Origin of the sequence: Mycolicibacterium anyangense (assembly GCF_010731855.1) — a bacterium.
Lineage (GTDB): Bacteria > Actinomycetota > Actinomycetes > Mycobacteriales > Mycobacteriaceae > Mycobacterium > Mycobacterium anyangense.
Genome location: NZ_AP022620.1, coordinates 1,536,120 through 1,561,495 on the forward strand (window position 1 = coordinate 1,536,120; position 25,376 = coordinate 1,561,495).

Genomic DNA, 25,376 nt, shown 5'->3' on the forward strand with positions numbered 1-25,376 from the left:
TCTCAGGACTCCAGCAGCTGCTTCTTGGCGGCGCTGAACTCGGCGTCGGTGATGTCGCCGCGATCGCGCATGATGACGAGCCTGCGCAGCATGTCGGCAGCCTGGGCGCCGAGGTCCTCCGGCACCGGGGCGCCCCGCACGATCTGCTCGTCGGGCACCGGTTCGATGTGGTCGGGGTCTGCCGGGTCGACGAGCACCGCCAGCCTGTCCCCCGGTTCGGGAACCTCACCAACGGCGAACGTACCCGTCATCCGTGCCTCGTACGGCGAGGCGCCAGCGGGCGGTTGCACCCGCACCCGCACCGACCGGCGAGCGGTGTCCTTGGTAACGACCGCGTTGAGCGCCGGACGGATGACGTCGAGCACCTCGGCCCACGCCAGGACGCCGGCCTCCCGCAGCCGGTCGACGCGATAGACCGCGGCCGTCAGCCAGACCCCGTACGCCCCGACGACCGCACCGGATACGGCGACGCCCCAGCCGGTGAACGGGGCGGCCCAGTCGGCCAGCCACGGCACGGTCGAGGCGATCAGCCAGCCCAGCAGGACCGGCCTGGTGCAGCGCCGCGAGATCTGCAGGAACACCAGGAACTGGGCGATGTAGCCGACCAACCAGACCCCCAGGGCCCAGCCCTTCTGGGACGTCTGGGTGGCTTCGGCCAACAGGTGCGCGGCCACCACGGCGGGTGCGACGACCAAGACACACCACAGTGCCGAGAGCACCGCAATGACGCGCCAGATCATCGGGCCACGGTACACAGTTCGGTGACGGACCCCGAATCGGCCAGCACCGCGACCGTTCCCGCGGCGGCGTCGACCCGCACGCGGGTACCGGTCACCAGCCGGGCCGTCGCCTCCGGCACACCGGTCAACACCGGGATACCGAGTTCACCCGGATCGCTCAGCGTCACCCCGTCCTCGATGATCAGCGCCCCCGGCGTGCCGAACAGCACGAGAGACTCCACATCGGCCGTCGCGACCACGGCGATGTCAGCGGGCCCCAGCCCGGCATCCGTGGCCGAACCCACCACCCGGACCGTCCCCTCCACCGTGCCCGCCCCGATGCCTGAACCGTGCAGCGGCTCCCCGGCTCCCACGGCAGCGGCCACCGGCTGCGGCGCCCACGCACCGTCGATCACCCGCGGTGGCCGTACCGCCCGTAGTCGCTCACGTTCGGCGGCACGACGGGTGATCCGCAGCCGGGCGTCGGACGGCATGACGAGCGCTTCTTCGAGGGTGAGCAGGAAGATGTCGTCGATCTCGGCCATCTTGTCGGCTGCGACCCACCGTCTCGCCAATTCCCTGATGGCTGTGCGCATCTGGTGGGTGAAGCGCAGCAGGCAGTCATAGGCCAGCAGGGAGTAGGGCTGCGCGGTGTCGGGCTGTGCGTTCCATGAGCGCTGCCGCGCCCGTTCGCCGGCAGCGATCAGAGCCTCGGGACGGTCACCCGCAACCGACGCCGCGAGTTCGACACCGCCGGGGCCGCGATGTCCGAGATGGGCGACGACAGTGTCGAAGGCCGTCGCGACCATCGGCGCCGCGGCCCGGACGGCGGCGAGGTCGCCGGCGTTCAACGAGTCCTGGATGTAGGGATGGGCACGCAGCACACTGGCCAGTGCGGCTAGCTCCGAGTCGACCTGGGTTGCGTGGCGGCGGCCGGCGGTCAGCTGCCCGGGGGCCAGCTCGGCGAGTAGCCACGCCTGGGCAGCCAGCGTCCATCCCTCGTGAATGCGGTTGCACAACAGCCGGATACGGCCGTCTAGCTGTGCCTGGCTCATCGCGCTCAGCGCTTCGGCGTCGCGATACTCGGCCTCGGCCGCGTCGGCGTAAGACTCGACGTGGCGGCCGAGCATCCTGGCCCCGGTGATGATCCGCGTCATCGACAGCGGACGGCGCCGCAGCAGCCGACGCTGCGGCGACACCGGAGACATCCCGGCGGCGGCGCACAGTCGGGCGCCCACTTCGGCAGCGCGCCCGGGCAGTCGCGGAGCCGCCGCGGCGATCACCGAGGCACCCAGGTACACCCGGTGCCCGAAGAGCGCGACCAGCCTGTCGTGCCATTCCGCGGCGACAGATTCCGGGATGTCGAGAAGGTCGCCGAGCGCGCCGGCGGCGACCCGCACGCCGGGAAGGTGCAGATCCAGCGACATGGGTGTCAACGGTCCGCACTGCGTCTCGGCAAACGGACTGGCGACGAACACCGGGAAGCGGTGGTCGATGTGGTCGTCGAACTCGGCCTCGACACCGTTGGGCGCCCGGCATACCGGAGCGACGGGCATCGCGATCCGTCCGGCAACGGCCACCGCTCCCACCGGTGACAGTCTGCGGCCCTGCAGCCCCCGCGCGGTGTCCAGGACTGCTTCGGTTGCGTTCCAGGCACATTCGAACTTCCATTCGTCACACAGCGCGGTGACGTCCAGCTCGGGGATTCGCGACGGCCAGGCGTCCGCAGGGCGCGCCTTCGGCCGTGGGTCCACCCGGGAGAGCACCTGCTGCGCGGAGACCACCGCGGCGGCGTCCGGTGTCGCGAGATCGACGGTCCCGGTTCGCTCACAGGCCACTGCGGCCAGCAGGAACCGGATCACATCGTCGAGATGGATGACGGGCATGGACCCCGACGTGGGTGCAGTCAAGATCGCCGCCACCGACCGGCACACCGCGGCGTCGACCTGTCTGCCCAGCGGCGCGGCGAGTCGCACGATCAGGTTCGGCGCCCAGCCGGTGCGTACGAGTTCTTCGGCCTGGCTCCATCGCGCGGGTTCCAGCGCCGACAGCGACGGGAAGACCACCCTCGCGCCACCGCGGGCCGCGGCGTCACACACCCGCACCACATCGGCCGCCGGAACACCGGCGTCGGGACCGGGTAACAGCAGCACGGTGTCGGCCTCCGCGGCCAGCCGATAGAGGTCGCGGTGGCCACAATCGGGGATTCCCGTGACGTCGTGTCCGGCTGCCAGCAAGCTCTGGGTGACCGCACGGCCAAGCCCACTGGTGACCTCTGTGAGCAAGATCCGCATACCAGGCCCTACTTCCCCCGTGCGCTGCGACGAGCTTATGGGAGCTGCGGGCAAAATTTTGCGGCTTTGCGCCGTCAGTTCAGGCTGGCCCTGCCGTCGGCACCGACGCTGACCTTGGCGCCGGCGATGTCGTCGCGCACGGTGATCGCCGCCGCTTCGGCGTCCCCGATCACCGCCAGCGCGCGACCGCCATCGGGGGTACGCACGGTCAGGAAGGCCTTCTCGGGCCGGCCCTCGCGATCGAACGGCGCCGTCCACGATTCAACCGTGCCGTCGCCTTCCCAATCCGGATGGGAGACGGCGGTCGGCAGCTGGTCCACCTCGTCCTGCACATCCTGCCAGCGGAACTCGGCCGACGGCGGAGTGGCGCTGTAGACACCGAAGCTGTGCTTGGTCAGGAAGCCGCCGTTGGCGGTGATCAACCCGCGGGCGTCGGGTTTGGCGCGCAGCAGCTCGGTCATCGTGGCGATGGAGTGCATGACGTAGTTGTTCCATGGGCCGCCCGCGAAGGTCAGGCCGCCGGTGACCGTCAGCGGCCGCTGTGCGTCGTCGAGCGGCAGCCCCAGTTCGGTCGCGGCGACCTGCACGGCCGACGGGAAGCACGAGTACACGTCGACATAGTCGAGGTCGTCGAGGCCCACACCGGCGAGCTCCATGGCCCTGCGGCCACCGATCCGGATGGCCGGCGATCGATGCAATTCGTGGCGTTCGGCAATCGAGTAGGTGTCATGCGAGTCGCTACCCGCGTACGGGAAAACCCACTGGTCCTGCGGGATCTGCAGCTTATTGGCCTGCTCGGCCGAACACAGCACCACCACGGCGGCCTGGTTGACCATGTTGTTGGAGTTCATCAGCTTCGGGTACGGCCAGCTGATCATCCGGTTGTCGGGACTGGCCTGCCAGATCTGTTCGGCCGGCACGGCCTCGCGACTCCAGGCGTGCGGATTGCTCGCTGCCACCACGCTGAACCGGGCCCACAATTCGCCGATCCGCTGCCGATGTTCGTCCATGCTCTCGCCATTGGCGATCCGCAGGGCCTGCTCGAACAGCGGGTAGACGTGCGACGGCATGAGCAACCCGACGCGGTCCTCGGCCGGGCCGTTCATCGGCACTTCGTGTTCGGCTCCCGGCGGAACAGCCACAGTATCGTCCTGCCGCGTCCAGTCGGGCCGGATTCCCTTGGCCTTCAACCGCATCCGGGTCCGCCAGGTCTCGCCACCGGCCAACAGCACGACGTTGGATCGACCAGCCTGGATGTCCAGGCAGGCCTGATTGACCAGTGACTGCGGGGTGTTGCCGCCGACACCGGTGTAGAAGGTCGAGGCATCGGGGGCGCCGATGCGCGCGCCGAGCAGCAGCCCGGGATCGCGGTAGCGCCAGGACAGCAGGTTGACCACCCGGATGGCGTCCACGGCCTGCAGCACGCGGGGATCGGCGGCCTCGCGAGCGGCGGCGGCCATCAGGTCCACGGGCTCGATATCGGTGGCGTCGTCGCGCTGGTTGACCTGCCCGACGCCGACGATGACCGGGGTACGCGGATCCAGGCCCATCGGTGACTCCTTCTTCTTGACGGCTGTCGAAACCTAGCATCGCGGCCGGACAGGTCCGTGCGGCGGGCGCTGCGGTCTGACCGCCGACGGGTGCCATGATGTCCTCATGACGGTCGTTCTCGTACACGGCAACCCGGAAACCGACGTGATCTGGGGCCCGCTGGTCGAGGCCTTGGGTCGCGATGATGTGGTGCGGCTGTCGCCGCCGGGATTCGGGGCTCCCCTGCCCGTGGACTTCCCGGCGACCTTCCTGGCCTACCGGGACTGGCTGGAGGCCGAACTCGAACGCTTCGACGAGCCGGTCGATCTGGTCGGGCATGACTGGGGCGGCGGGCATGTGGTGAACGTGGTCATGCACCGCCCGGAGCTGGTCCGCAGCTGGGCCAGTGACGTCGTCGGGCTGTTCGATCCTGACTACGTCTGGCATGACATGGCTCAGGTGTGGCAGACGCCGGGTGCCGGCGAAGAGGTCGTCGAGGCCATGATCGGCGCCCCGTTCGACGATCGGGTGGCCCAGCTGACGGGATTCGGAATCCCCCACGATGTGGCGACCGCACTGGCCTCGGGCCAGGACGAGCAGATGGGACGGGCCATCCTGGCGCTCTACCGCTCCGCCATCCAGCCTGCGATGGCGCACGCGGGCCGCGCACTGCCGAATGCCGCTGCTCGGCCGGGGTTGTCCCTGTTGGCGACCGCGGATCCGTTCATCGGTCAGCACGACAACCGACGGCGCGCCGCAGACCAGGCCGGCGCCCGCACCGAGGTGCTCGACGGTCTCGGGCACTGGTGGATGCTCGACGATCCCGCAAGCGGCGCTCAAGTACTGACCGCGTTCTGGGATTCGCTGGACTGAAAGCAGCTGCGGCTCAGGGAGCCACCGGGCGGCGACCCGGAGCGGCGCTGACGGATTCCGCGATCGTCTGCGCACTGAGAAACGTGGTGTAAATATGGGATCGTCGCGGCCAAGAAGCGTGCCGCCGATCCGTGGAGGAAATGTGGGCGAGCCATTCAACGGAGTCATCAAACTCGACATCCGGGACTCGGTGCCGGATTGGACACCGTACCTGCTCAAGCAGCCCCCCGAGGGTGCGCCGAATATCCTGATCGTCCTGTACGACGACACCGGCCTGGCCGCGTGGTCGCCTTACGGCGGCCGGATCAACATGCCGACGATGGACCGGCTGGCCGACAACGGCGTGACCTACACCCAGTGGCACACCACCGCGCTGTGTTCACCCACCCGCTCGACCTTCCTCACCGGGCGTAACCACCACGTCAACCGGTGCGCGTCGATCACCGAGGGATCGATGGGGTTCCCGGGTGCAGCGGGCCGGTTGCCCGCCGAATGCGCCACGATCGCACAGGTGTTGCAGGACAACGGGTATGGCACTTTCTGGCTCGGCAAGAACCACAATGTGCCGGTCGAGGACCTGTCTCCCGGCGGCAGCAAGTCGGAGTGGCCGCTGTCCAAGGGGTTCGACCGGTTCTACGGATTCCTGGGCGGCGAGACCAACCAGTGGTATCCCGACCTGGTCGAGGACAACCACTTCATCGAGCCCCCGTACACCCCCGAAGAGGGCTACCACCTCTCCAAAGACCTTGCCGACCAAGCCATCCGGATGCTGCGCGATCAGCGTTCATCGGCCCCGTCCAAGCCGTGGTTCATGTGGTTCTGTCCGGGCGCCAACCATGCCCCGCACCACAGCCCCCAGGAATACATCGACAAGTACAAGGGTGTGTTCGACGACGGCTACGAGGCCTACCGCGAATGGGTGCTGGCCCGGATGATCGAACGCGGCGTGGTGCCCGAGGGTACCGAGCTGACCCCGTTGAACCCGATGCCCGAGGACGTCGCCAACGATGCCGACTACGTGCGTCCGTGGGCGGAGCTCAACGACGACGAGAAGCGGTTGTTCTGCCGGATGGCCGAGGTGTTCGCCGGATTCTCGGAGTACACCGACGCCCAGGTGGGCCGGATCGTCGACTTCCTGGAGAAGACCGGGCAGCTCGACAACACCCTGATCTTCTACTGCGCCGACAACGGCGCATCCGGTGAGGGCACACCCAACGGGTCGGTGAACGAGAACAAGTTCTTCAACGGCTTCCCGGACAGCCTCGAAGAGAACCTGTCCTACTTCGACGAGCTGGGTACCCCCGAGACCTACAACCACTACCCGACCGGGTGGGCGGTGGCGTTCTCCACCCCGTTCCAGATGTTCAAGCGGTACTCGCAGTACGCCGGGGGCACCTGCGATCCACTGGTCATCCACTGGCCCAAGGGAATCAAGGCGCGCGGGGAGATGCGCCACCAGTACCACCACTCCACCGACATCGTGCCCACGATCCTCGACGCGGTCGGCCTGGAGATGCCCGCGGTCTACCGGGGAGTCGACCAGTACCCGCTCAACGGCGTGTCGATGCGGTACAGCTTCGACGACGCGCACGCACCGACCACCAAGAAGCGCCAGTACTTCTCGATGCTGGGCACCCGGGGCATCTGGCAGGACGGCTGGAAGGCCGCCGCCCTGCACGCCCCGATCAGTGGCAAGGGCCACTTCGACCAGGATCAGTGGGAGCTCTACCACGTCGACGAGGACCGGGCGGAATCGCGCAACCTCGCCGACGAGCACCCGGAGAAGCTGCAGGAGCTGATCGACGCCTGGTTCGAGGAAGCGGAAGCGAATTTCGTTCTGCCGCTTGATGACCGGCCGGCAATCGAGCAGATCAACGACGAACGCCCGCAAGGCGAGCCGCCCCGGTCCCGCTACATCTACTTCCCCGAAACGGCGCCGGTGCCCGAGTCGACGGCGGTCAACATCCGCGGCCGGTCCTACAAGATCCTGGCCGATGTGGAGGTCACCGAGGAGTCCGAGGGCGTGATCTTCGCGCACGGCTCACGCTTCGGTGGACACACCCTGTTCATCAAGGACCGCAAGCTGCACTACGTCTACAACTTCCTGGGTATCAAGCCGGAGCAGACGTTCGTCTCCCCCGTGCTCGAGCCCGGTCAGTTGACGCTGGGCGTGGAGTTCATCCGAGAGGGCGCCGGCGAGCACATGGAATCGCTGGGCACCGCGAAACTGTACGTGGGCGAACAGGTGGTGGCCGAGGGGCCGATGCGAGCCCAGATCGGTCCCTTCACGCTGTGCGGCGACGGGCTGTGCGTGGGCTACGACAGCGCCGACCCGGTGAGCCGGTCCTACCCCCCGAACTTCCCGTTCCACGGCGGCCGCATCGTCGGTGTGGCCGTCGACGTCGGCGAGGATCAATACCTCGATCTGGAGAAGCTGGCCGCCGCGGCATTCGCTCGCGACTGATCTAGTCAGTACCCTCCGGTACTGTAGAACGTATGTTCGAATCGGTACTGGAGATCGACACCGGTGCGGAGGAATCCGTGCTGGTGGAGCGTATTGCCGCCCTGGAGCGGCTCAAGGCCGCGGCCGCCGCCGGACAGGCGCGGCTGGCCGCAGCCTTGGATGCGTCGCGCCGAGCGGCAGAGGAGGCGACCGGGGTCCCCGCGGCCAAACGCGGCCGCGGGGTCGGCGCCGAAGTGGCGCTGGCGCGCCGGGACTCCCCGGCGCGCGGAGGGCGGCACCTGGGCTTCGCAAAGGCCTTGGTCTACGAGATGCCACACACCCTGGCCGCCCTGGAACAGGGCTGGTTGTCGGAATGGCGGGCCACGCTGGTGGTCCGCGAGTCCGCCTGCCTCGACGTCGGGGATCGGCGGCGCCTGGACGCCGAACTGTGCTCCGACCCCGCCGCCTTGGACGGGCTCGGTGACGCGGCGTTGATCGCCGCGGCCAAGGCCATCGCCTACCGCCTTGATCCGCATGCGGTGGTCGACCGGGCGGCCAGAGCGGCCGGTGAGCGGACGGTCACGATTCGGCCTGCCCCCGACACCATGACGTATCTGACCGCGTTACTGCCGGTGGCCCAGGGCGTGTCGGTCTATGCCGCGCTCAAACACCAGGCGGATGTGCGCGTCGACGGACGCACGCGGGGGCAGGTGATGGCCGACGCTCTCGTCGAGCGCGTCACCGGGCGGCCCGCCGACCAACCCGTGCCGGTCGCGGTGAACGTGGTGATCTCGGATCAGGCGCTGCTGGGCGCCGAACACGCTGCCGCGGCGATCGTCGGTTACGGGTCCGTGCCGTCGGCGGTGGCGCAGGCCATGGTGCTCGGCGCCGTCGAGGACGAGCGGTCACGCGCCACGCTGCGGCGGCTCTACGCCAACCCCGGCAGCGGTGCGCTGGTGGCCTTGGAATCCCGAGCCCGCATCTTCCCGAAGGCTCTGGCGGAGTTCATCGTGCTGCGGGATCAACGCTGCCGCACGCCGTACTGCGACGCCCCTATCCGGCACAGCGACCATGCCATGCCGCATCGCCGCGGTGGGGCCACCAGCGCCCGAAACGGCGCCGGGTTGTGCGAAGCCTGCAACTACACCAAGGAAGCGCGCGGCTGGACAGTCGTCACCAGTCAGGAAAAGGGCAGGCACACAGCTGAATTCAGCACTCCGACCGGGGCCCACTACCACTCCGTCGCGCCACCGGCGCCTGGCACACCCACAACGCCGACCAGCACGGCGGAAATGTACCTGAATGGAGAGCTGATTCGGGTGATCGCGGCCTGACCGGGTTTGCCCTACCGCTTTTGGGGTACGGGACCATGCGTCCCGACAAAGAAAGTGAGACGGCATGACTTTCGGAAGACCGGCATCGCGAGTTGCGCTGACGCTCGCCAGTGGAGCGGCCGTGCTCGCCTTGGCCGTCGGCTGTGGGAGCAATGGCAGCGGCGGATCAGAGAGCAGCAGCACCGTGGCGCCGACCTCCAGTGAGGTGACGGTGCCCTCGGTCACCATGACGACCAGTCCGGCCGCCGGCGACATGACGACCACCGAGGCGCCGGCCGGCCCCACCGGCAGCGGCGGTCCCGGCGGTGGCGGCGGTGCGATCCCCGGTGGCCCGACCGGCAGCGGCGGACCCGGCGGCGGCGGGGGCGCGATCCCCGGTGGCCCGACCGGCAGCGGCGGACCCGGCGGCGGCAGCGGCTCCATTCCCGGGGTTGGCAGCGGCGGTGGCGGCCCCAACGGGGGCGGCGGCTGCATCAACGGTGTCGGCTGCCTCGGAACGGGCGGCTGACACCAGCCTCGAGCATCAGTCGGCGGTTCGTGCGGATCTTCCGCTCGAACCGCCGCTGTGCGCGGTCTTCTGGACCGCTGCCCTACGCTGCGCGCCGTGGTCGCCGGCGGAGTTCGACGCTGCCGACCGTCCGGTCGCGCCTGTGCTCCGTTTCGGGGCGGGCGACACTGCAGTAGTGGCCTCGGCGGTCACCGACGACGTCGGACCGGCAGTCAACGCAGCCGGCGGGGTGAACGGCGCGATGGCGTCGGCCACGATCTCGCGGATGTCGAGGACGTCATGAACCGACCCACCCCGCTCCTGGGCAGTAGGCCCGCCCGGGGTGAACACACCGAAGAGTTGCACGGTGCTATTGGGAACGGTCGGCACCTGGACACCGTTGAGGAATGCTCCCGCCATGATGGCGACGATGTTGAGCGGGTTCTGAACGGCCAGAACGGCCCCGCCAGCCAGGCTGAGCAGCGGAGCGGCCGGGATGCCCACGATCCGCGACAGCACATCGAGACTGACGACGACACCCAGTACATTGACCAGGTTGGTGGCCTGCGATGTCACGACGGCCAGTAACCCCGCCGGCGTCGGATTCCCCGAAAGGTAGGCGGCATAGGCCTTTTGGTTCTGAAGAACCTTGGTGAGAACCGGCACTGGGTCGGCGGCGAGGCGATCGGCCAGCGTCTTGATGTTCTCGACCGTCTCGGTGGCCACCTGGATCAGTGACGTGATCGGATCGGCGGCCAGCTGCACCTCCGCGGACACCGTTCGCGGCGCGGACACCACCGCCGTATCGGCCGGCGCCATCGGGTTGACGGCGATCATCATCGCGCCGACGACGGCCACTGCCGACAATCCAGGCCGGCGCAGAGCAGTAGACATGAGAGCCATCAGTCGTCGGCCGGACCCACCCGATAGATCGACTTCAGCGCGAAGAACGCCTCCAGGCCTTCGGGTCCCAATTCGCGGCCGATCCCACTGGCCTTCACCCCGCCGAACGGCGCGCGGAAGTCCAGTTGATAGTCGTTGACACCGACGGTGCCGGTATGGACCGCCCGCGCCACTTCGGTGGCACGCTCGTCATCGGTGGACCACACCGTTCCCGCCAGACCGAACTCGCTGTCGTTGGCCAGCGCGATGGCTTCCTCGTCGCTGTCGTACGGGATCACCGCCAGCACGGGTCCGAAGATCTCCTCCTGGGCGATCCGGTCGGAGTTGCGCACATCGGCGAACACCGTCGGGGACACGAACCAGCCGCGCGGCTGATCCGCCGGAACACCGCCGCCCGCAATAAGTTTCGCATCACTGTTCTTGCCGGCGGCGATGTACTCGAGCACCCGATCGCGCTGCCTGCGACTCACCACAGGGCCGATGTCGGTGGCGGTGTCCAGCGGGTCGCCGACCGTCAGCCCACCGACCATCTCCGCGAGCGCCCCGAGTATCTCGTCGTAGCGGGAGCGCGGCGCCAGGATCCGCGAGCTCAGGTGGCAGGTCTGCCCATTGTTGACCAATGACGCCACCCGAAGGCCCTTCATCGTGGCGTCCAGATCTGCGTCGTCGAGGATGATCGCCGCGGACTTGCCACCCAGTTCCAGGGTGACCGGCCGCAGCAGTCGCCCGCAGACTTCACCGATGATCCGGCCGGCCGCCGTCGACCCGGTGAATGTCACCTTGTCCACCCCGGGGTGGGACACCAGGTGCTGACCGGCCGCCACGCCGCCGGGCACGATGTTCAGCACACCCGGCGGCAGACCGGCTTCCTGCGCGGCCTCGGCGAACACCAACGCGTCCAGTGCGGTCTCCGGTGCCGCCTTGAGGACCACCGTGCATCCGGCGGCCAGTGCGGGCGCGAGTTTGAAGGCAGCCAACGCCTGCGGATAGTTCCAGGGCACGATCGCGGCCACCACACCGATGGCTTCCCGGCGCACGATCGTGTGCCCGATCATGCTGGGCCGAATCTCCTCGATCGGGGTCTCGGTGATCAGGTGTGCGTAGTAACGAAGCAGCGCAGCCGGAAAGCGTCCATTTGCGCCGCGGGACAACGACATCGGCATGCCGTTCTCCCGGGTCACCAGTTCGTCGGTGGTCCGGGCCCGCCTGTCCAGCGCCACCGCGAACGCACCGAGAAGTTCGGCCCGGTGATCGGGTGAAGTGGCCTGCCACGCCGGCAGTGCCGCCCGGGCCGCGGCCACCGCGGCATCGACGTCGGCCTCGGTGGCGCTGGCGCCGTCACCGAGTGGTTCGCCGGTGGCGGCCTCGATCACGGGCTCTACCATGTCGGCGATCAGGAACCGACCGTCGATGAAAAGTCTTGCTGTACCGCTCATCTGGCCACTTCCGTTCCGGCAAGCTCGTCCGGGGTGCTGAACAGCACTCCCTGGGTGATAAGTCCGTCGATGGTCGCCTCGTCCATGCCGAGCACCTCCCGACATACCCGTCGGCTGTCGGCACCGGGCAGGGGTGCGGGATTCTGCGGCGCCGGCGGAATGTGCCGATACAGCGCAGGTCCGGCCTCGGTGGGCAGTGGATGCTCGAAAAGCGGATGGACCATGTCGCTGAACACCTTTCGCAGCTTCAGCTGCGGGTCCTCCCGGATGGTCGAAGCGCGGTGCATCAGACCAGCTGGCACGCCGGCGGCCTGCAGCGCGGCGGCAACGTCCGAAGGCGAGCGCGTGGCGGCCCACTGCGCCAGCACCTCGACACCGTCGCCACCCACGACACCCGCCGCGGCATGCCGGTCGTCATCGCTACGTAGCGACACCACGCACCACTCGTCGTCTCCGGCGCAGGCGAGCACACGATGGTCAGCGTGATCTGGGTCGACTGCACCGACACCGAACACTTCCGCCGCCTGGGCCACGTAGCGGACGTCGAGCTGGTTAATGGCCGCCTCGGCCTGCGAGACGTGGATGCGCGCACCGATGCCCACTCGCTGGCGCCGAATCAGTGCGGCCAGGGCACCGATCGCGCTGATCCGCCCCACCACATGGTCGGGGAAGATCGTGGTGGCGTCGAAGAAGGGGTGGCGGCCGGTATCCGTCGCGGCGTCGGCAGACGTCCACAACCGGGTCACCCCGATAGCCGCCCGCACCAGCGGGCCGTACCCCATCCGCTTGCTCCACGGACCGGTGTCACCGAAGGCGCTGCTTTCGGCCAGCACCAGAGCAGGGTTCAGTTCGGTCAGTCGCTCATAGGAGAAGCCCAACGCGTCAAGGGTTCCCGGTTTGAAGTTCGCGAATACCGCATCCGAAGCCGCCACCAAGTCCGCGAAGAGTTCGGCACCTCCTGGGCTTCGCAGTTCCAGGCCGAGCCCGAGGTGATTGCGGTGTGAACGGGCGAAGGACTCACTGATTGCCTGGTGCTCGCCCTTCTGACGCAACCCGTCCGGATAGGCCGTGCTCTCGACCTTGATCACCTCAGCGCCCAGATCCCCGAACAACCGGCTCAGTTCGCCACCCGCGACGATGACGCCCAGGTCGATGACGCGAATGCCCGCCAGCGGCAGACCGCCGACCGGTACAGAGGGTGCCGGCGCGAAAGACGTTGTCTGCCAAACAACATCGCTGCTACCGACGGCCGGGGCTGGGGTGCGGTAGCCGGCGCGTTCACCGTCGACCACCCAGTACCCCACCGGTACGCGGGCTGTCACGCCCGGCGCCAGCTCGGTGTCGACCAAAGCGCCGACTTCGGCGAAGTGATCGGACTGCAAGGCTTCGGCCGGGGTCATAACCGCGGCGATGGGCACGCCGTGCGACTGTCCGTCGGCGACCAGTTGCTCCATCGTCTGGCCGGCGAAGAATTCCGCGATCAGTGCACCGAGTTCCCCGAAGGCCTGGGCCCGCGCGACAATGCTGTCGAACCGCGGATCCTGGAACTGCTCGGGCTCCCCCAACCAGGCCCGCAACCCGCGCCATTGCCGGGGGGCCAGCACACAGATCCGGACGTGACCGTCGCGGCACGCGAAGATCGGGTAGGCGTCCTGGTAGCGGGGCCTGCCCCGCCACCGGCTGGCGGCGTTGCGGGCGGTCGCGGCCTGCCCCTGGGTCCCGAACGGCGGATCCAGCGCCAATACCACCGCGTCGAACCGCGAGAAGTCGATGTAATCGCCTGCACCGCAACGCAACCGGTTGAAGTAGGCAACCAACACCGCCCAGGCCGCCTGGACCGCCGCGGTGGTCGAAGCGATACCGTCGGGCGGCAGGACCGGCGTGCCGGTGGCAGGACCGGACCGCGACAGCGCGGTCGACATCGCGTACATCACCGGATCGGTCGCCTGCCAGGAGGCGTGCGGCCCCTCGGCGCCGAAGTCGGTGACCGACATCGCGACCAGACGCTCGAAGCGGTCCGCCAACGCCGCGCAGGAGGTGCCGAAGGCGGCGGCTTGGCCGGTGGCCCCGTCGTCGATGACGATGTCGGCACCCGAAGCCAGCTCGAAGAACAACTGGCGGTCGGCTTCGTTCGACGGATTGAGGACCGTGCTGCGCTTGTTGGCGTTGTGCAAGGCGAACGGGACGCTCACGCCGTCGATGGTGGGCAGCGCGTGACGGGCGGCGCTGCCCTGCGGCGGCTCGACTTTCAGCACGTCGGCACCAAGGTCAGCCAACAGCCGGCTGACGGTGTCACCCGGTCCGCCACACAGGTCGAGCACCCGGACCCCGGCCAGTAACGGCTCCCTCACGCGCATGGCCGGCTCTCCTCAAAGTGTGCTTCGGACGGCGGGACGGGTTCACCATATCGAAGGGTGGGTAAACAACCCGTTCTCGCCAATGCCCGCACCAACGGACGAGGGTTGAATGACGTCATGACAGTGCAGTACGACCAGCAGATACTCGAGCAGATCGACCGCTGGTGGCGAGCCGCCAACTACCTGTCAGTGGGTCAGATCTATCTCCTGGACAACCCACTGCTGCGCAGGCCGCTCTCCCGCGCCGACGTCAAGCCACGCCTGCTCGGACACTGGGGCACCACTCCCGGACTGAACTTCCTCTACGCCCACCTCAACCGAGCCATCGCGCAGCGCGCGCAGTCGACGATCTACGTGACCGGACCCGGCCACGGCGGTCCTGGTCTGGTGGCCAACGCCTACCTCGACGGCACCTACACCGAGACCTACCCGGACATCACCCGCGACGCCGAGGGCCTGCGCCGGTTGTTTCGGCAGTTCTCCTTCCCGGGTGGCATCCCATCGCACGTCGCCCCCGAGACACCCGGCTCGATCCACGAGGGCGGCGAACTCGGCTACGCCCTCTCGCACGCCTACGGGGCAGCCTTCGACAATCCCGACCTGCTGGTGGTGGCTGTCGTCGGCGACGGCGAAGCCGAGACCGGGGCGTTGGCGACCAGCTGGCATTCCAACAAGTTCCTCAACCCGGCCACCGACGGCGTCGTCCTGCCGGTCCTGCACCTCAACGGCTACAAGATCGCGAATCCGACTGTGCTAGCCCGCATTCCGCAGGACGAGCTGCGGAGCTTGATGGTGGGTTACGGGCACACGCCGTATTTCTTCGAGGTCACCGAGGAGGATTCCGCCGATCACACCGGGGCGCACCGGCGCTTCGCGGCACTGCTCGACGAGGTCCTCGACGAGATCGCCGCGATCAAGGCCTCCCCGAATGAGGACCGTCCGGCCTGGCCGATGATCGTGTTCCGCACACCCAAGGGTTGGACCGGCCCGGCCTACATCGACGGCAAGAAGACCACCGGCTCGTGGCGCGCCCATCAGGTGCCACTGGCCAACGCCAGGGACACCCCCGAACATCTGCAGGTACTCGGGGACTGGCTGGCCTCCTACCGGCCGGACGAACTCTTCGACGGTGACGGCGCGGTCGACCCGGCGATCACCGCCTTGGCCCCGGCCGGCCAACTGCGCATGAGCGACAACCCGCATACCAACGGCGGCCTGCTACTCAAGGATCTGCGGCTGCCCGACTTCCGGGACTTCGCCGTCGACGTGCCGGCGCCAGGGGCCACCATCGCCGAAGCCACCCGAGTGCTCGGGCAGTGGCTGACCGAGGTCATCCGGCTCAACCCGGAGAACTTCCGCATCTTCGGACCCGACGAGACCGCATCGAACCGGCTGCAGAGTGTCTTCGACGTCACCGACAAGCAGTGGAACGCGGAGTTCCTCTCCCCTGAGGTCGACGAGCATCTGGCCCGGGTCGGCCGGGTCGTCGAGATGCTCTCCGAGCATCAGTGCCAGGGGTGGCTGGAGGGCTATCTGCTGACCGGGCGTCACGGGCTGTTCAACTGCTACGAGGCGTTCATCCACATCATCGACTCGATGTTCAACCAGCACGCCAAGTGGCTCAAGGTCACCGATCACATCTCCTGGCGGCGCCCGATCGCCAGCCTGAACTATCTGCTGTCCAGCCACGTCTGGCGTCAGGACCACAACGGCTTCTCCCATCAGGACCCCGGCTTCATCGACCATGTCGTGAACAAGAGCGCGACGGTGGTGCGCGTCTATCTGCCGCCGGATGCCAACACCCTGTTGTCCACCTACGACCACTGCCTGCGTTCGCGGCAGTACGTCAACGTCGTGGTCGCCGGCAAACAGCCTCATCCCAACTTCCTGACGATGGAGCAGGCAATCGCGCACTGCACCCGCGGTCTGGGTATCTGGGAGTGGGCCGGCAACGAGGAACTCGGCCGCGACCCCGACGTGGTGATCGCCGCCGCCGGCGATGTGCCCACACTCGAGGCGCTCGCCGCCGTCGACCTGCTCCGCCAGCACCTGCCCGGTCTGTTGATCCGGTTCGTCAACGTCGTCGACCTGATGCGGTTGCAGGACGAGACCGAGCATCCGCACGGGCTGTCCAACCGCGAGTTCGACATGATCTTCACACCCGACAAGCCGGTGATCTTCGCCTACCACGGCTATCCATGGCTGATCCACCGACTGACCTACCGGCGCAGCAACGACAGCCGCATCCACGTCCGCGGCTACAAGGAAGAGGGCACCACCACCACGCCGTTCGACATGGTGATGCTCAACGACCTCGACCGTTACCACCTGGTCATCGACGTGATCGATCGGGTGCCGGGGCTGGGTTCGCGGTGTGCCACCCTGCGCCAGGAGATGGTGGACAAGCGACTGGCGGCCCGCGAGTACACCCGCGAGCACGGCGACGACATCCCGGAGGTGCGCGACTGGGTGTGGCCGGCCGCCCGGGAACTCGGAGCCGGCTCGGCGGTGGACGCCACAGTCGCAACCGGCGGTGACAACGAGTAGGCGCACTTTTTGGGCGCGCGTACAATCGGCAGCAAATGTCCGAGTCGAGCGCGGTGGCCGCGCAGCACCCCCATCCCGCGCTGTCGCAGCTCGCAGCGTTGCACCACTTCCGCGTTTATGTCGACGTCGCCGTCGTGGTGGTGGTGCTGGCACTGAGCAACCTGATCGCGCACTTCACCACACCGTGGGCGAATGTGGCGGTGGTTCCGGCCGCGGCGGTGGGCCTGGTGTTCCTGGTGCGCTCCCGCGGGTTGGGCTGGGCCGAACTCGGATTGGGTCGCGAGCACTGGAAGTCCGGCGCCGCCTACGCGCTGGGCGCGGTGCTGCTGGTCCTGACGGTGATCGCGGTGGGCGCGTTGCTGCCGTGGACCCGGCCGATGTTCCTCAACAACCATTACGCGACGCTGTCGGGCGCCCTGGTGGCCTCGATGGTCATCATCCCGTTGCAGACGGTGATCCCCGAGGAGCTGGCCTTCCGCGGCGTCCTGCACGGCGCGCTGGATCGGGCCTGGGGTTTCCGCGGGGTCGCGGCTGCCGGTTCGCTGCTGTTCGGGCTCTGGCACATCGCCACCTCGCTCGGGCTGACCAGCAGCAATGTCGGGTTCACCCGTCTCCTCGGCGGCGGGGTGTTCGGCATGGTCGCTGGTGTGGGGATGGCTGTGGTGGCCACCGCGGCGGCCGGTTTCGTGTTCACCTGGCTACGCCGCCGCAGCGGCAGCCTGATCGCCCCGATCGCCCTGCACTGGTCGCTCAACGGGATGGGCGCACTGGCCGCCGCCCTGGTATGGCACCTGTCGACCTGAGCCTCAGGCCGTTCGGGTGCGCCGCGCCCGAAACTCGCGGTTCTTGAGCTTGTTGCCGCACGTCGCCATCTCGCACCAGGTGCCGCCGTGGTTGCGGGACCGATCGTAGAACGCCCAGCGACACTCGTCGTTTCCGCACGCCTTGAGCTTGGCCCAGCTGCCGTCACGCTGGGCATCGGCGACGACCAGCAGCAGTCCCAGCAGTCGCCCGCCGAGCGTATCGCCGTCGGTATCCAGCCGGACCGCACCATCTGCGTCCAGGTGAACCCGGGCGGTGACAGACTCGGCGATGTGCCGCAGGGGGAGCAATTGGGCCGCGCTCGGAACGGGCCCGCCGGCGTTGTGGACCAGCATCGCGCGCAACGCTTCCCGGACCTCGCTGAGGGTGCGCAGGTCCTCGGCGGTCACGCTCCGGCCGTCGCCGAGCAACCCGTACGCCCTGAGCCAGGGTTCGGCGTCCCCCGGCTCGGCCAACCGGTCGACGCCCGACTCTCGATCCAGCGTGTTGATGAAGGCCTGCACACGGGTAAGCGGTTCGGGTGCGGGCTTGGCCTCGGCGTCGCCGAGCCAGTGCGCCTCAGGCATGACACCAGCATAGGAGACACGTGACCGCTAAATCAACTTGACTGGTCACGGATGACCGGTGTAGCGTTTTGACTGGTCACCTAACGGGGACAACGGAGTCCAACAGCAAGGAACAGCCCATGGGGCACAAGAAATTCCATTCAGACATCGACGTGTCCGGTCCGCCGAGCCCACCGCCGGCAGTCACCGGCACCACATTCACAGCGCGGCTGTACGCGCGGTTCCTGGCCGGCCGCCTCGATCGGGATGTCGAGGCAGGGTTGCTGCCCGAGCCCGGCAGCGCACTGGCCCTGCACATGGCCAAGCTGACCTCGATCCAGGAACGCGAATGTCTGGCCCGCTCACTGCGCAGCGCGCTCAGCGAACCTGGACTCACGCACGCGGGGCTGCCCCTGCGCATCCCGGTTCACCCGGAGCGCGTCGCCACTTGCCAATCGGTGATCGATGACATCACCCTCCTGCTGCACTCTCCCCGTCCGGTGCGGGCGCGGGGCATGGCCCGGCTACGGATGCTGCTGTCCGACGGGCGCGGTCCGCTCTATCGCCATGGCAGTGGGAGCCTGGCCGCCGAACTGCGCGGAGTGCTGGCCGCGCTGTAGTCAGGGCAGCAGCACTGCCGCCCCGGCAATGCGCCCCTCGGCCAGATCGGTCAGTGCGCGATCTGCCTGTGCCAGTGGGTATTCCGGACTGGTCACTTCGATGCGATGATGCTGCGCAAAGTCCAGGAACTCCCCGGCGTCGTGGCGGGTATTGGACGTCACTGAACGAATCTGACGCTCCTGGAACAGATGTCGCTGGTAATTCAGTACCGGGATATCGCTGAGATGAATTCCGGCGATCGCCAGCGTGCCGCCACGGTCGAGTGCCTCCAGAGCCGGTAAGACCAGGTCGCCTACCGGGGCGAAGAGGATCGCGGCATCCAGCTTGACCGGTGGCGGATCGGCCGCGTCCTGCGCCGAGGCCGCACCGAGCCCCAGCGCGAGCTCGCGGGCTTGTGCACCCCTGGTCATCACGTGCACCTCGGCGCCTTGGGCCAGCGCCACCTGGGCGGTGATGTGCGCGCTGCCGCCGAACCCGTAGAGCCCCAGCCGCCCACCCGCAGGCAACTGGGCCCGCAGCAGCGAGCGGTAGCCGATGATGCCCGCGCACAGCAGCGGTGCCAACTCGCTGTCGGAGTACCCGTCGGGAAGATGATGGGCGAAAGAAGCAGGTACACAGGCGAAGTCGGCGTATCCGCCGTCGGCGTCCCAGCCGGTGTAGCGCGACTGCGGGCACAGGTTCTCGTCGCCTCGCACGCAGTAGGCACACACCCCGCAGGTGTGACGCAGCCAGGCGATCCCCACCCGGTCCCCCACACTGAAATCGTCCCCGGCATCCGGCCCGAGGTCCACCACCTCCGCGACCACCTCGTGGCCGGGGATGACACCGGGACGATGGACGGCCAGATCCCCTTCGCTGACGTGCAGATCGGTGCGGCACACCCCACACGCCCGCATCGCGACCAACAGTTCACCTGGCCCCGGTTCCGGGACGGCGGCTGCGCTGTCGAAATCCAGCGGTCCGGTGCGCATCGGACCGGGCCTGCGCACCCGCCAGGCCCGCATGGTGGTGGGTCGAGTCGCCATCACTCCATCGTGCAACGCCTCCGCCCAGGATGACAGCGGGGCAGTGATCAAGGGACCAATGGCCTGTGATCGGGGCCTTTCGATGACTGTGCCGCCACGGTTTTCGGTGCGACGGTGAAAGCACAGCGACGACCGTGTGAAGGAGTGAGCATGCCGAAGGAACTGCCCGACAAAGCGACTCTGGAGGCCGCTCTGGCCCTCGCGGTCCGGGCGCCTTCGGTGCACAACTCCCAGCCGTGGCGCTGGCGCATCGGTGACGAGAGCGTGCACCTCTACGCCGACCCGGCCCGGCATCTGCCCCATATCGACCCGGCCCGACGTGACCTGATGCTCAGCTGTGGTGTTGCCCTGCAACACTTCACCGTCGCACTCTCGGCACTGGGCTGGGCCACCGAAGTCCACCGATTTCCCAATCCGGCCGACACCGACCACCTGGCCGGCGTCGAGATCCTCGGCGCGGCGGCCAACGATCAGGACATCGCCCTGGCGGCCGCGATCCCCCGTCGCCGCACCGACCGGCGGTGGTTCTCATCGTGGCCGGTGCCCAGCGGTGACACCGCGCTGATGGCCGCACGCGCGGCACGTGCCGGAATCTCGCTGCGCCGCGTCGAGGACGAGAGCGAGCTGGCCGCGGTGGTGGCGCAGGCTGTGCGACAACACATCACCGATCCCGAGTATCTGGCCGAGCTGTCGATGTGGAGCGGTCGGCACGGGACCGTCGCCGGAGTGCCCGCGCGCAACACACCGGCTGCGGAGAAACTGGGCCGATTTCCCTCCCGGGTGTTCGCCAATCCGACGCTGGACCAGCCCGGGGGTATCGAACCGCGTGACGATGCCGGTGTGGTGCTGGTCCTGGCCACCGCCACCGATGACCCGGCGGCCTGGCTGCGCGCCGGTGAGGCCACCGGTGCCGTTCTGCTGACCGCGACAGCGCTGGGACTGGCCAGTTGCCCGCTGACCGAACCCCTGGAGATCGACCAGACTCGCGACGAGCTGCGCACCCGGCTGCTCGACGGCGACGGGTTTCCGCAGATGCTGTTGCGCATCGGCTGGGCCGCACTCAATGCCGACCCGCTGCCGGCCACCCCGCGGCGGCCACTCACCGATGTCGCGGTGTATCTGGACGGCTCGCCGCTGCAGACGGTGGGATGACTACTTCTTCGCGGACCGTTCCGCAACGAACTTATAGACCACGAGCAGCAACACCGCGCCCACGAGCGCTCCCAGGAACGAATGCTTGATTGGCGGCGTCAGCTCAAACTTGTGCGGCGCGAAAATGACGCTCCCGAGTGTGCCCCCGACCCATCCGCCGGCGATACCAAGCAGTGCAGTCGCGATCAGGCCGAGTTTGGCGCTACCAGGAACGAGAAAACGCGCGATCCAGCCCACGATCAAGCCCAGAAGGATCATCCAGAGAATATTGAGGATCACGAAACGCTCCCTTGGCGTCGAGGGGACCGTTGGAGATTATCCCAACTCGGCATCGACGGCTCAGGGACGGCCAACAATTCGGTTCAGCCGGCCGGCTGCATCTCCGGAACCGGGGTCTCCACCGGAACGGGTACGCCGAGCGGAATCCGGCCACCCGGCACCGGTGCCGGTGCTGCGGGTGCGTTGGGATCCGGCGCCGGCGGAGGCGGCGGCGAGTACGGCTTGATGGACTCCGCCAGGGCCTTGGCCGCCGCGGGATCAATCGGATCCTTCGCAGTACCCAGCCACACCACGAACCAGCGCTGATTGCGCAGTTCCTTGGGCGCATTCGGTACGGCAGTGCCGACCACACCGGCCCAGATCTGGCCGTTGGGCTTGGAGGTGTCGGTGAACTTCACCTCGTAGGAGGAGAAGTATCCGGGCATGTCACCGGCCTGCAACGGTCCGGTCTGCTGGTTGACCCGCACCCCCGGGAACGGCATGAAGAATTCGCCCATGTCCGAGGCCAACCGCACCGCGGCCTTGCTGTTGTCCTGCTCGGCGCCGGCGAACAGCTTCAAGTCCAGCCGGCCCAGGAGCACGCTGGTGTCATTGGCGGTCGGGGCGGGCTGGCCGTTCTGGGACGGACCGGTCGCCTTGCTCAGCAATGCCTGGCCGTAGTTCAACCGCGAGGCGTCCGAGACCACCCAGCCGGCAGGCAGCAGGTAGCTGAATCCCCCGCTGGCGTTGTTGATCCGGCCGGGCTCCGGCGGCGGTGCGGGTGCGGGAGCAGCGCTCGGCTCGGCGGGCGGCGCGTTGGGATCGGCCGGCGGCGGGGGCGGCGCATTCGGGTCCAGCGGAGCCGGAGCCGGGGCACTCGACGGGGCGGGCGGCGCATTCGGATCGGCCGGCGGCGGCGGAACGACCGGGACCGCGGCGGTGGTGGACGGTGCGGGCGTCGTCGGATCGGCGCTCGCCGACGTCGACGGAAGGACAATCGTGACGGCGCTCGCCGCGGTCACCGCGGTGACCGCCAGCGCTGACCACAGGCCCGTGCGACGTGATGTCGGGTCCGGCTCACTCATGGCGTCGAACCTACCGTGTTACAGCCGTGACGCAAGTGTGGCCTGCTCACCATGTGGTGTGTCGGAGCGCTGTGGCTGGCCCACAAATCCAGCCGTATTCCCAGCTCACAGGCAGGTACCCGCGGATCGCGCAGCCAGACCCCCACGACCGGCGGTCACAGTCAGTCCACAGCTGGGCGGGCCGCAGCGTGGAGCGCGACTTCGTGGGCTTTGACCGTGAACCACACGTCCTGCCCCGGTCCGAGCCGAAGGTCCGCAACAGCCTCGGCGGTGATGTCGGCGGCCAGGCCCGCAGCGCCGTCGCCCTGTGGGACGCCGCGCACTCGCACGGCCGAACCCGTGACGTCGACCTCGGCGATACGCACCCGCACACAATTGCGAGGGCTGCCGTGCGGACGGTCGCGGTACACCGCCACCGCCGCGGGCGTGAACACCGCGACCGCCGGCGCTCCGGCCGGCACTGCCTCGGCGGGCAGTCCGTGCCAGCTGATGCCGTCGGCGTCCCGCACGGAGTCGGTACCGGTTGCGCCGCCGGCCAACGTGCCCCGCACCACGTTGACGCCCGCGATCCGGGCCCCGAACCGGCTACGCGGGGCCGCCAGCACGTCGGTGACCGCGCCGATCTCGGCCACTTCACCGTCCTCGAGCACCAGCACCCGGTCCGCCAGTGTGAGCACGTCGAGCAGGTCATGGGTGATCAGAACAGTCGCCCGTCCATCGGCTGACGCCACCCGGCGCAGCACCGCACGCACCGATGCCGCCACCGATACGTCGAGTCCGGCCAACGGCTCGTCGAGCAGCAGTATCTCGGGTTCTGCCGCCAGCGCTCGGGCGATGGCCACCCGCTGGGCCTGCCCACCCGACAGCTGGGCCGGTTTGCGGTCGGCCAACTCGGCCACCCCGACCTCACCGAGCCAATGCGCCGCACGACGGCGCGCCGCCGCCCGCCCCATCCCGAGGGCGCGGGGCGCGAACTCCACGTTGGCCTGCACGCTGAGGTGCGGAAACAGCAGCGGATCCTGCGCAAGAAGCCCGACCCGCCGGTCATGGATGGGCACCTGGACCGCCGCCGACGGGTCGGTCAGCACCCGATCCCCGACCGTGACGATCCCGGTGTCGGGCGTCAGCAGACCGGCGATCACCTGCAGGGTGGTCGATTTACCCGCGCCGTTGGGGCCCAGCACCGCCACAACCTCACCGGGCCGGACCGAGAACTCGACGTCCAGGGCACGTGCCGCGACGGTGGCCGCGAATCGCAGACCGGCCATCAGGTGCTCACCTGGGCGTTCCAGCCGGCCAGTCGCCGGGCACCGAGGCCCAGGACCACCACGGCGGCCACCGCGACCAGCAGGAACGACAGCGCCACCGCCGCGTCGGGATCGCTCTCCCGCTGCAGATAGATCTCCAGCGGCAGGGTGCGGGTCACCCCCTGCCGCGATCCGGCGAAGGTCAACGTGGCACCGAACTCCCCCAGCGACCGGGCGAAGGCCAGGACGGCGCCGGACACCAGCCCCGGCGCCAGCAGCGGCAGCGTCACCCGCCACCAGACCGTGGCCGGGCGGGCCCCCAGCGTCGCGGCGACGATGTCGTAGTCGGCACCCGCGGTGCGGGCCGCGCCTTCCAGCGCGATGACCAGGAACGGCAACGAGACGAATGTCTGCGCCAGCACGACCGCGGTGGTCGTGAAGGCGATGCGGATGCCCGCCGCCTCGAGGTAGTGGCCGAGCAGGCCGAGTCGGCCGAACGCATAGAGCAGGGCGATACCGCCGACGACGGGCGGCAGGACCAGCGGCAGCAGGATCAGCGGACGAACCGCGCGGATGACCCGGCCGCTGCCGCGCGCCAGCACCATCGCCATCGGCACACCGAACAGCAGGCACAGTGCGGTGCTCGCGGCCGCGGTGCGCAGACTCAGCAGCAGTGCCTCCCGCGACGAGGTGCTGGTGATCAGCGGCCAGAACCGGGACCAGTCCACCCGCAGCGCCATCGCCACCAGGGGCAGCACCACGAACAGCCCGCCAAGGACGGCGGGCAGGAACACCCAACGTGGCAGCGCGGTGCCCGGGCCGGACGCCCCGATCCGCCTCATTCGTCACACCCTAGGGGCAAGGATCGCGTCGTGTCCGGATCGTGTCGGGCGCGCATTAGCACCTTTTAGCTACTGTCCAGTAACATATCTCTGCGAACCAGCGCCGCCTCGTGCGGCGCACACCGGGTTCGGCGTCGAGCACGAGGAGGTCAACGGCGATGGACGTGCTGGTCACTGGCGGTGATACCGAACTGGGCCGCATCGTGGCGGAGGGTTTCCGCGACGCCGGCCACAAGGTGGTCATCAGCGGCGCGCGCCGAGACGATCTCGAGGTCGCGGCCAAGGAACTCGACGTCGACGCGATCGTCTGCGACACCGCCGATCCGGCATCGCTGGCCGAGGTCCGGACCCAGTTCCCACATCACCTCGACACCATCGTGCACGTACCCGCCCCGCGGTGGGTGGGCGGCGACCCTCGGACCTACACCCTGGCCGACACGGCCAACGCGTGGCGTTCGACGCTGGACGCCACGGTGCTGTCGGCCGTGCTCCTCATCCAGAACATCGGCGATCACCTGCGCTCGGGCGGCGCCATCGTCACCGTGGTGCCCGACCATCCGCGCGATGGCAGCGCCGAGGCCGCGGTCAAGGGTGCGCTGTCGAACTGGACCGCCGGGCAAGCCGACTACTTCGGCACCCGCGGGATCACCATCAACACCGTGGCCTGCGGTCTGAGCGCCGAGCCGTCCTACGACGGCCTGAGCACCACCCCGCCGTCGGTGTCCTCCGAAATCGCCCGCCTGGCACTGTTCTTGACCGGCCCGTCGGCCCGGCACATCACCGGCCAGACGTTGCATGTCGGCCGCGGGGCGCTGGCCAACTTCGGCTGATTCACCTGCAGTTCGCCGACGCGCAT

Annotated in this window: 21 protein-coding genes; 9 read left to right on the forward strand and 12 right to left on the reverse strand. The window is 68.7% G+C overall.

The features are described from left to right. Positions 1-2: 2 nt before the first annotated feature. The 3 genes from G6N35_RS07300 to G6N35_RS07310 all read right to left on the reverse strand — a co-directional run bounded on the left by G6N35_RS07300 (position 3) and on the right by G6N35_RS07310 (position 4,563). On the reverse strand, positions 3-740 hold the full coding sequence (locus G6N35_RS07300) for an SHOCT domain-containing protein (protein ID WP_163803648.1): 738 nt from the start codon (positions 738-740) through the stop codon (positions 3-5). Then, positions 737-3,013: a Rossmann-fold NAD(P)-binding domain-containing protein gene (locus G6N35_RS07305; RefSeq protein ID WP_163803649.1), complete on the reverse strand. Its 2,277-nt coding sequence runs from the start codon at positions 3,011-3,013 to the stop codon at positions 737-739. Before G6N35_RS07305 ends, G6N35_RS07300 begins: the two co-directional genes overlap by 4 nt. 74 nt (positions 3,014-3,087) lie before the next feature. Continuing rightward, a complete protein-coding gene (locus G6N35_RS07310; RefSeq protein WP_163803650.1) occupies positions 3,088-4,563 on the reverse strand; it encodes an acetyl-CoA acetyltransferase in 1,476 nt (491 codons plus the stop codon). 106 nt (positions 4,564-4,669) lie between these two features. On the opposite strand from G6N35_RS07310, the gene G6N35_RS07315 reads away from it, so the two are divergent. The 4 genes from G6N35_RS07315 (at position 4,670) to G6N35_RS27035 (ending at position 9,701) form a co-directional block, all read left to right on the forward strand. Further along, complete coding sequence (locus G6N35_RS07315) at positions 4,670-5,416, forward strand: alpha/beta fold hydrolase (protein WP_163803651.1); 747 nt, start codon at positions 4,670-4,672, stop codon at positions 5,414-5,416. Positions 5,417-5,510: 94 nt separating this feature from the next. Beyond that, complete coding sequence (locus G6N35_RS07320; protein ID WP_163803652.1) at positions 5,511-7,880, forward strand: arylsulfatase; 2,370 nt, start codon at positions 5,511-5,513, stop codon at positions 7,878-7,880. A gap of 32 nt (positions 7,881-7,912) precedes the next feature. Beyond that, positions 7,913-9,193 (forward strand): HNH endonuclease, encoded by a 1,281-nt coding sequence (locus G6N35_RS07325; protein WP_163803653.1) that lies wholly within the window; start codon positions 7,913-7,915, stop codon positions 9,191-9,193. A gap of 64 nt (positions 9,194-9,257) precedes the next feature. Beyond that, on the forward strand, positions 9,258-9,701 hold the full coding sequence (locus tag G6N35_RS27035) for a hypothetical protein (RefSeq protein ID WP_179967324.1): 444 nt from the start codon (positions 9,258-9,260) through the stop codon (positions 9,699-9,701). A gap of 15 nt (positions 9,702-9,716) precedes the next feature. On the opposite strand, the gene G6N35_RS07335 is transcribed toward G6N35_RS27035, so the two are convergent. Genes G6N35_RS07335 through G6N35_RS07345 form a run of 3 tightly spaced genes read right to left on the reverse strand, consistent with a single transcriptional unit; the run spans position 9,717 to position 14,376 of the window. Beyond that, entirely contained in the window at positions 9,717-10,574 is an 858-nt protein-coding gene (locus G6N35_RS07335) for a hypothetical protein (protein ID WP_163803654.1), read from the reverse strand. Between the two features lie 8 nt (positions 10,575-10,582). Further along, positions 10,583-12,019: an aldehyde dehydrogenase gene (locus tag G6N35_RS07340; RefSeq protein ID WP_163803655.1), complete on the reverse strand. Its 1,437-nt coding sequence runs from the start codon at positions 12,017-12,019 to the stop codon at positions 10,583-10,585. Next, a complete protein-coding gene (locus G6N35_RS07345) occupies positions 12,016-14,376 on the reverse strand; it encodes a CaiB/BaiF CoA transferase family protein (RefSeq protein WP_163803656.1) in 2,361 nt (786 codons plus the stop codon). The genes G6N35_RS07340 and G6N35_RS07345 overlap by 4 nt, the downstream gene beginning before the upstream one ends. 117 nt (positions 14,377-14,493) lie before the next feature. Between G6N35_RS07345 and G6N35_RS07350 the strand changes: the two genes are divergently transcribed. Next, positions 14,494-16,923, forward strand: coding sequence for a phosphoketolase family protein (locus G6N35_RS07350; RefSeq protein WP_163807535.1), 2,430 nt, complete (start codon positions 14,494-14,496; stop codon positions 16,921-16,923). 35 nt (positions 16,924-16,958) lie between these two features. Further along, positions 16,959-17,726, forward strand: coding sequence for a CPBP family intramembrane glutamic endopeptidase (locus G6N35_RS07355; protein ID WP_163803657.1), 768 nt, complete (start codon positions 16,959-16,961; stop codon positions 17,724-17,726). Positions 17,727-17,729: 3 nt separating this feature from the next. Here G6N35_RS07355 and G6N35_RS07360 read toward each other — a convergent pair whose 3' ends face one another. Continuing rightward, positions 17,730-18,311 carry a CGNR zinc finger domain-containing protein gene (locus G6N35_RS07360; protein WP_163803658.1) on the reverse strand — a complete coding sequence of 194 codons (582 nt, stop codon included), beginning with the start codon at positions 18,309-18,311 and terminating at the stop codon, positions 17,730-17,732. A 119-nt stretch (positions 18,312-18,430) separates the two neighbouring features. On the opposite strand from G6N35_RS07360, the gene G6N35_RS07365 reads away from it, so the two are divergent. Then, a complete protein-coding gene (locus G6N35_RS07365; protein WP_163803659.1) occupies positions 18,431-18,910 on the forward strand; it encodes a hypothetical protein in 480 nt (159 codons plus the stop codon). Here the strand turns inward: G6N35_RS07365 and G6N35_RS07370 are convergent, their stop codons facing one another. Further along, a complete protein-coding gene (locus G6N35_RS07370) occupies positions 18,911-19,936 on the reverse strand; it encodes a zinc-binding alcohol dehydrogenase family protein (protein WP_163803660.1) in 1,026 nt (341 codons plus the stop codon). Between the two features lie 150 nt (positions 19,937-20,086). Here G6N35_RS07370 and G6N35_RS07375 point away from each other — a divergent pair, with 150 nt between their 5' ends. Then, a complete protein-coding gene (locus G6N35_RS07375; protein WP_163803661.1) occupies positions 20,087-21,088 on the forward strand; it encodes an Acg family FMN-binding oxidoreductase in 1,002 nt (333 codons plus the stop codon). Here the strand turns inward: G6N35_RS07375 and G6N35_RS07380 are convergent, their stop codons facing one another. The 4 genes from G6N35_RS07380 to G6N35_RS07395 all read right to left on the reverse strand — a co-directional run bounded on the left by G6N35_RS07380 (position 21,089) and on the right by G6N35_RS07395 (position 24,520). Beyond that, the gene (locus G6N35_RS07380) at positions 21,089-21,367 is read right to left on the reverse strand and encodes a GlsB/YeaQ/YmgE family stress response membrane protein (RefSeq protein ID WP_163803662.1); all 279 of its coding nucleotides are present in this window, start codon (positions 21,365-21,367) and stop codon (positions 21,089-21,091) included. A gap of 83 nt (positions 21,368-21,450) precedes the next feature. After that, complete coding sequence (locus G6N35_RS07385; protein WP_163803663.1) at positions 21,451-22,431, reverse strand: APA family fibronectin-binding glycoprotein; 981 nt, start codon at positions 22,429-22,431, stop codon at positions 21,451-21,453. Positions 22,432-22,592: 161 nt separating this feature from the next. Next, positions 22,593-23,699, reverse strand: coding sequence for a sulfate/molybdate ABC transporter ATP-binding protein (locus tag G6N35_RS07390; RefSeq protein ID WP_163803664.1), 1,107 nt, complete (start codon positions 23,697-23,699; stop codon positions 22,593-22,595). Then, positions 23,699-24,520, reverse strand: coding sequence for an ABC transporter permease (locus tag G6N35_RS07395; RefSeq protein WP_163803665.1), 822 nt, complete (start codon positions 24,518-24,520; stop codon positions 23,699-23,701). The genes G6N35_RS07390 and G6N35_RS07395 overlap by 1 nt, the downstream gene beginning before the upstream one ends. 158 nt (positions 24,521-24,678) lie before the next feature. Between G6N35_RS07395 and G6N35_RS07400 the strand changes: the two genes are divergently transcribed. Next, positions 24,679-25,350 (forward strand): SDR family oxidoreductase, encoded by a 672-nt coding sequence (locus G6N35_RS07400; RefSeq protein WP_163803666.1) that lies wholly within the window; start codon positions 24,679-24,681, stop codon positions 25,348-25,350. The last annotated feature ends 26 nt before the right edge of the window (positions 25,351-25,376 follow it).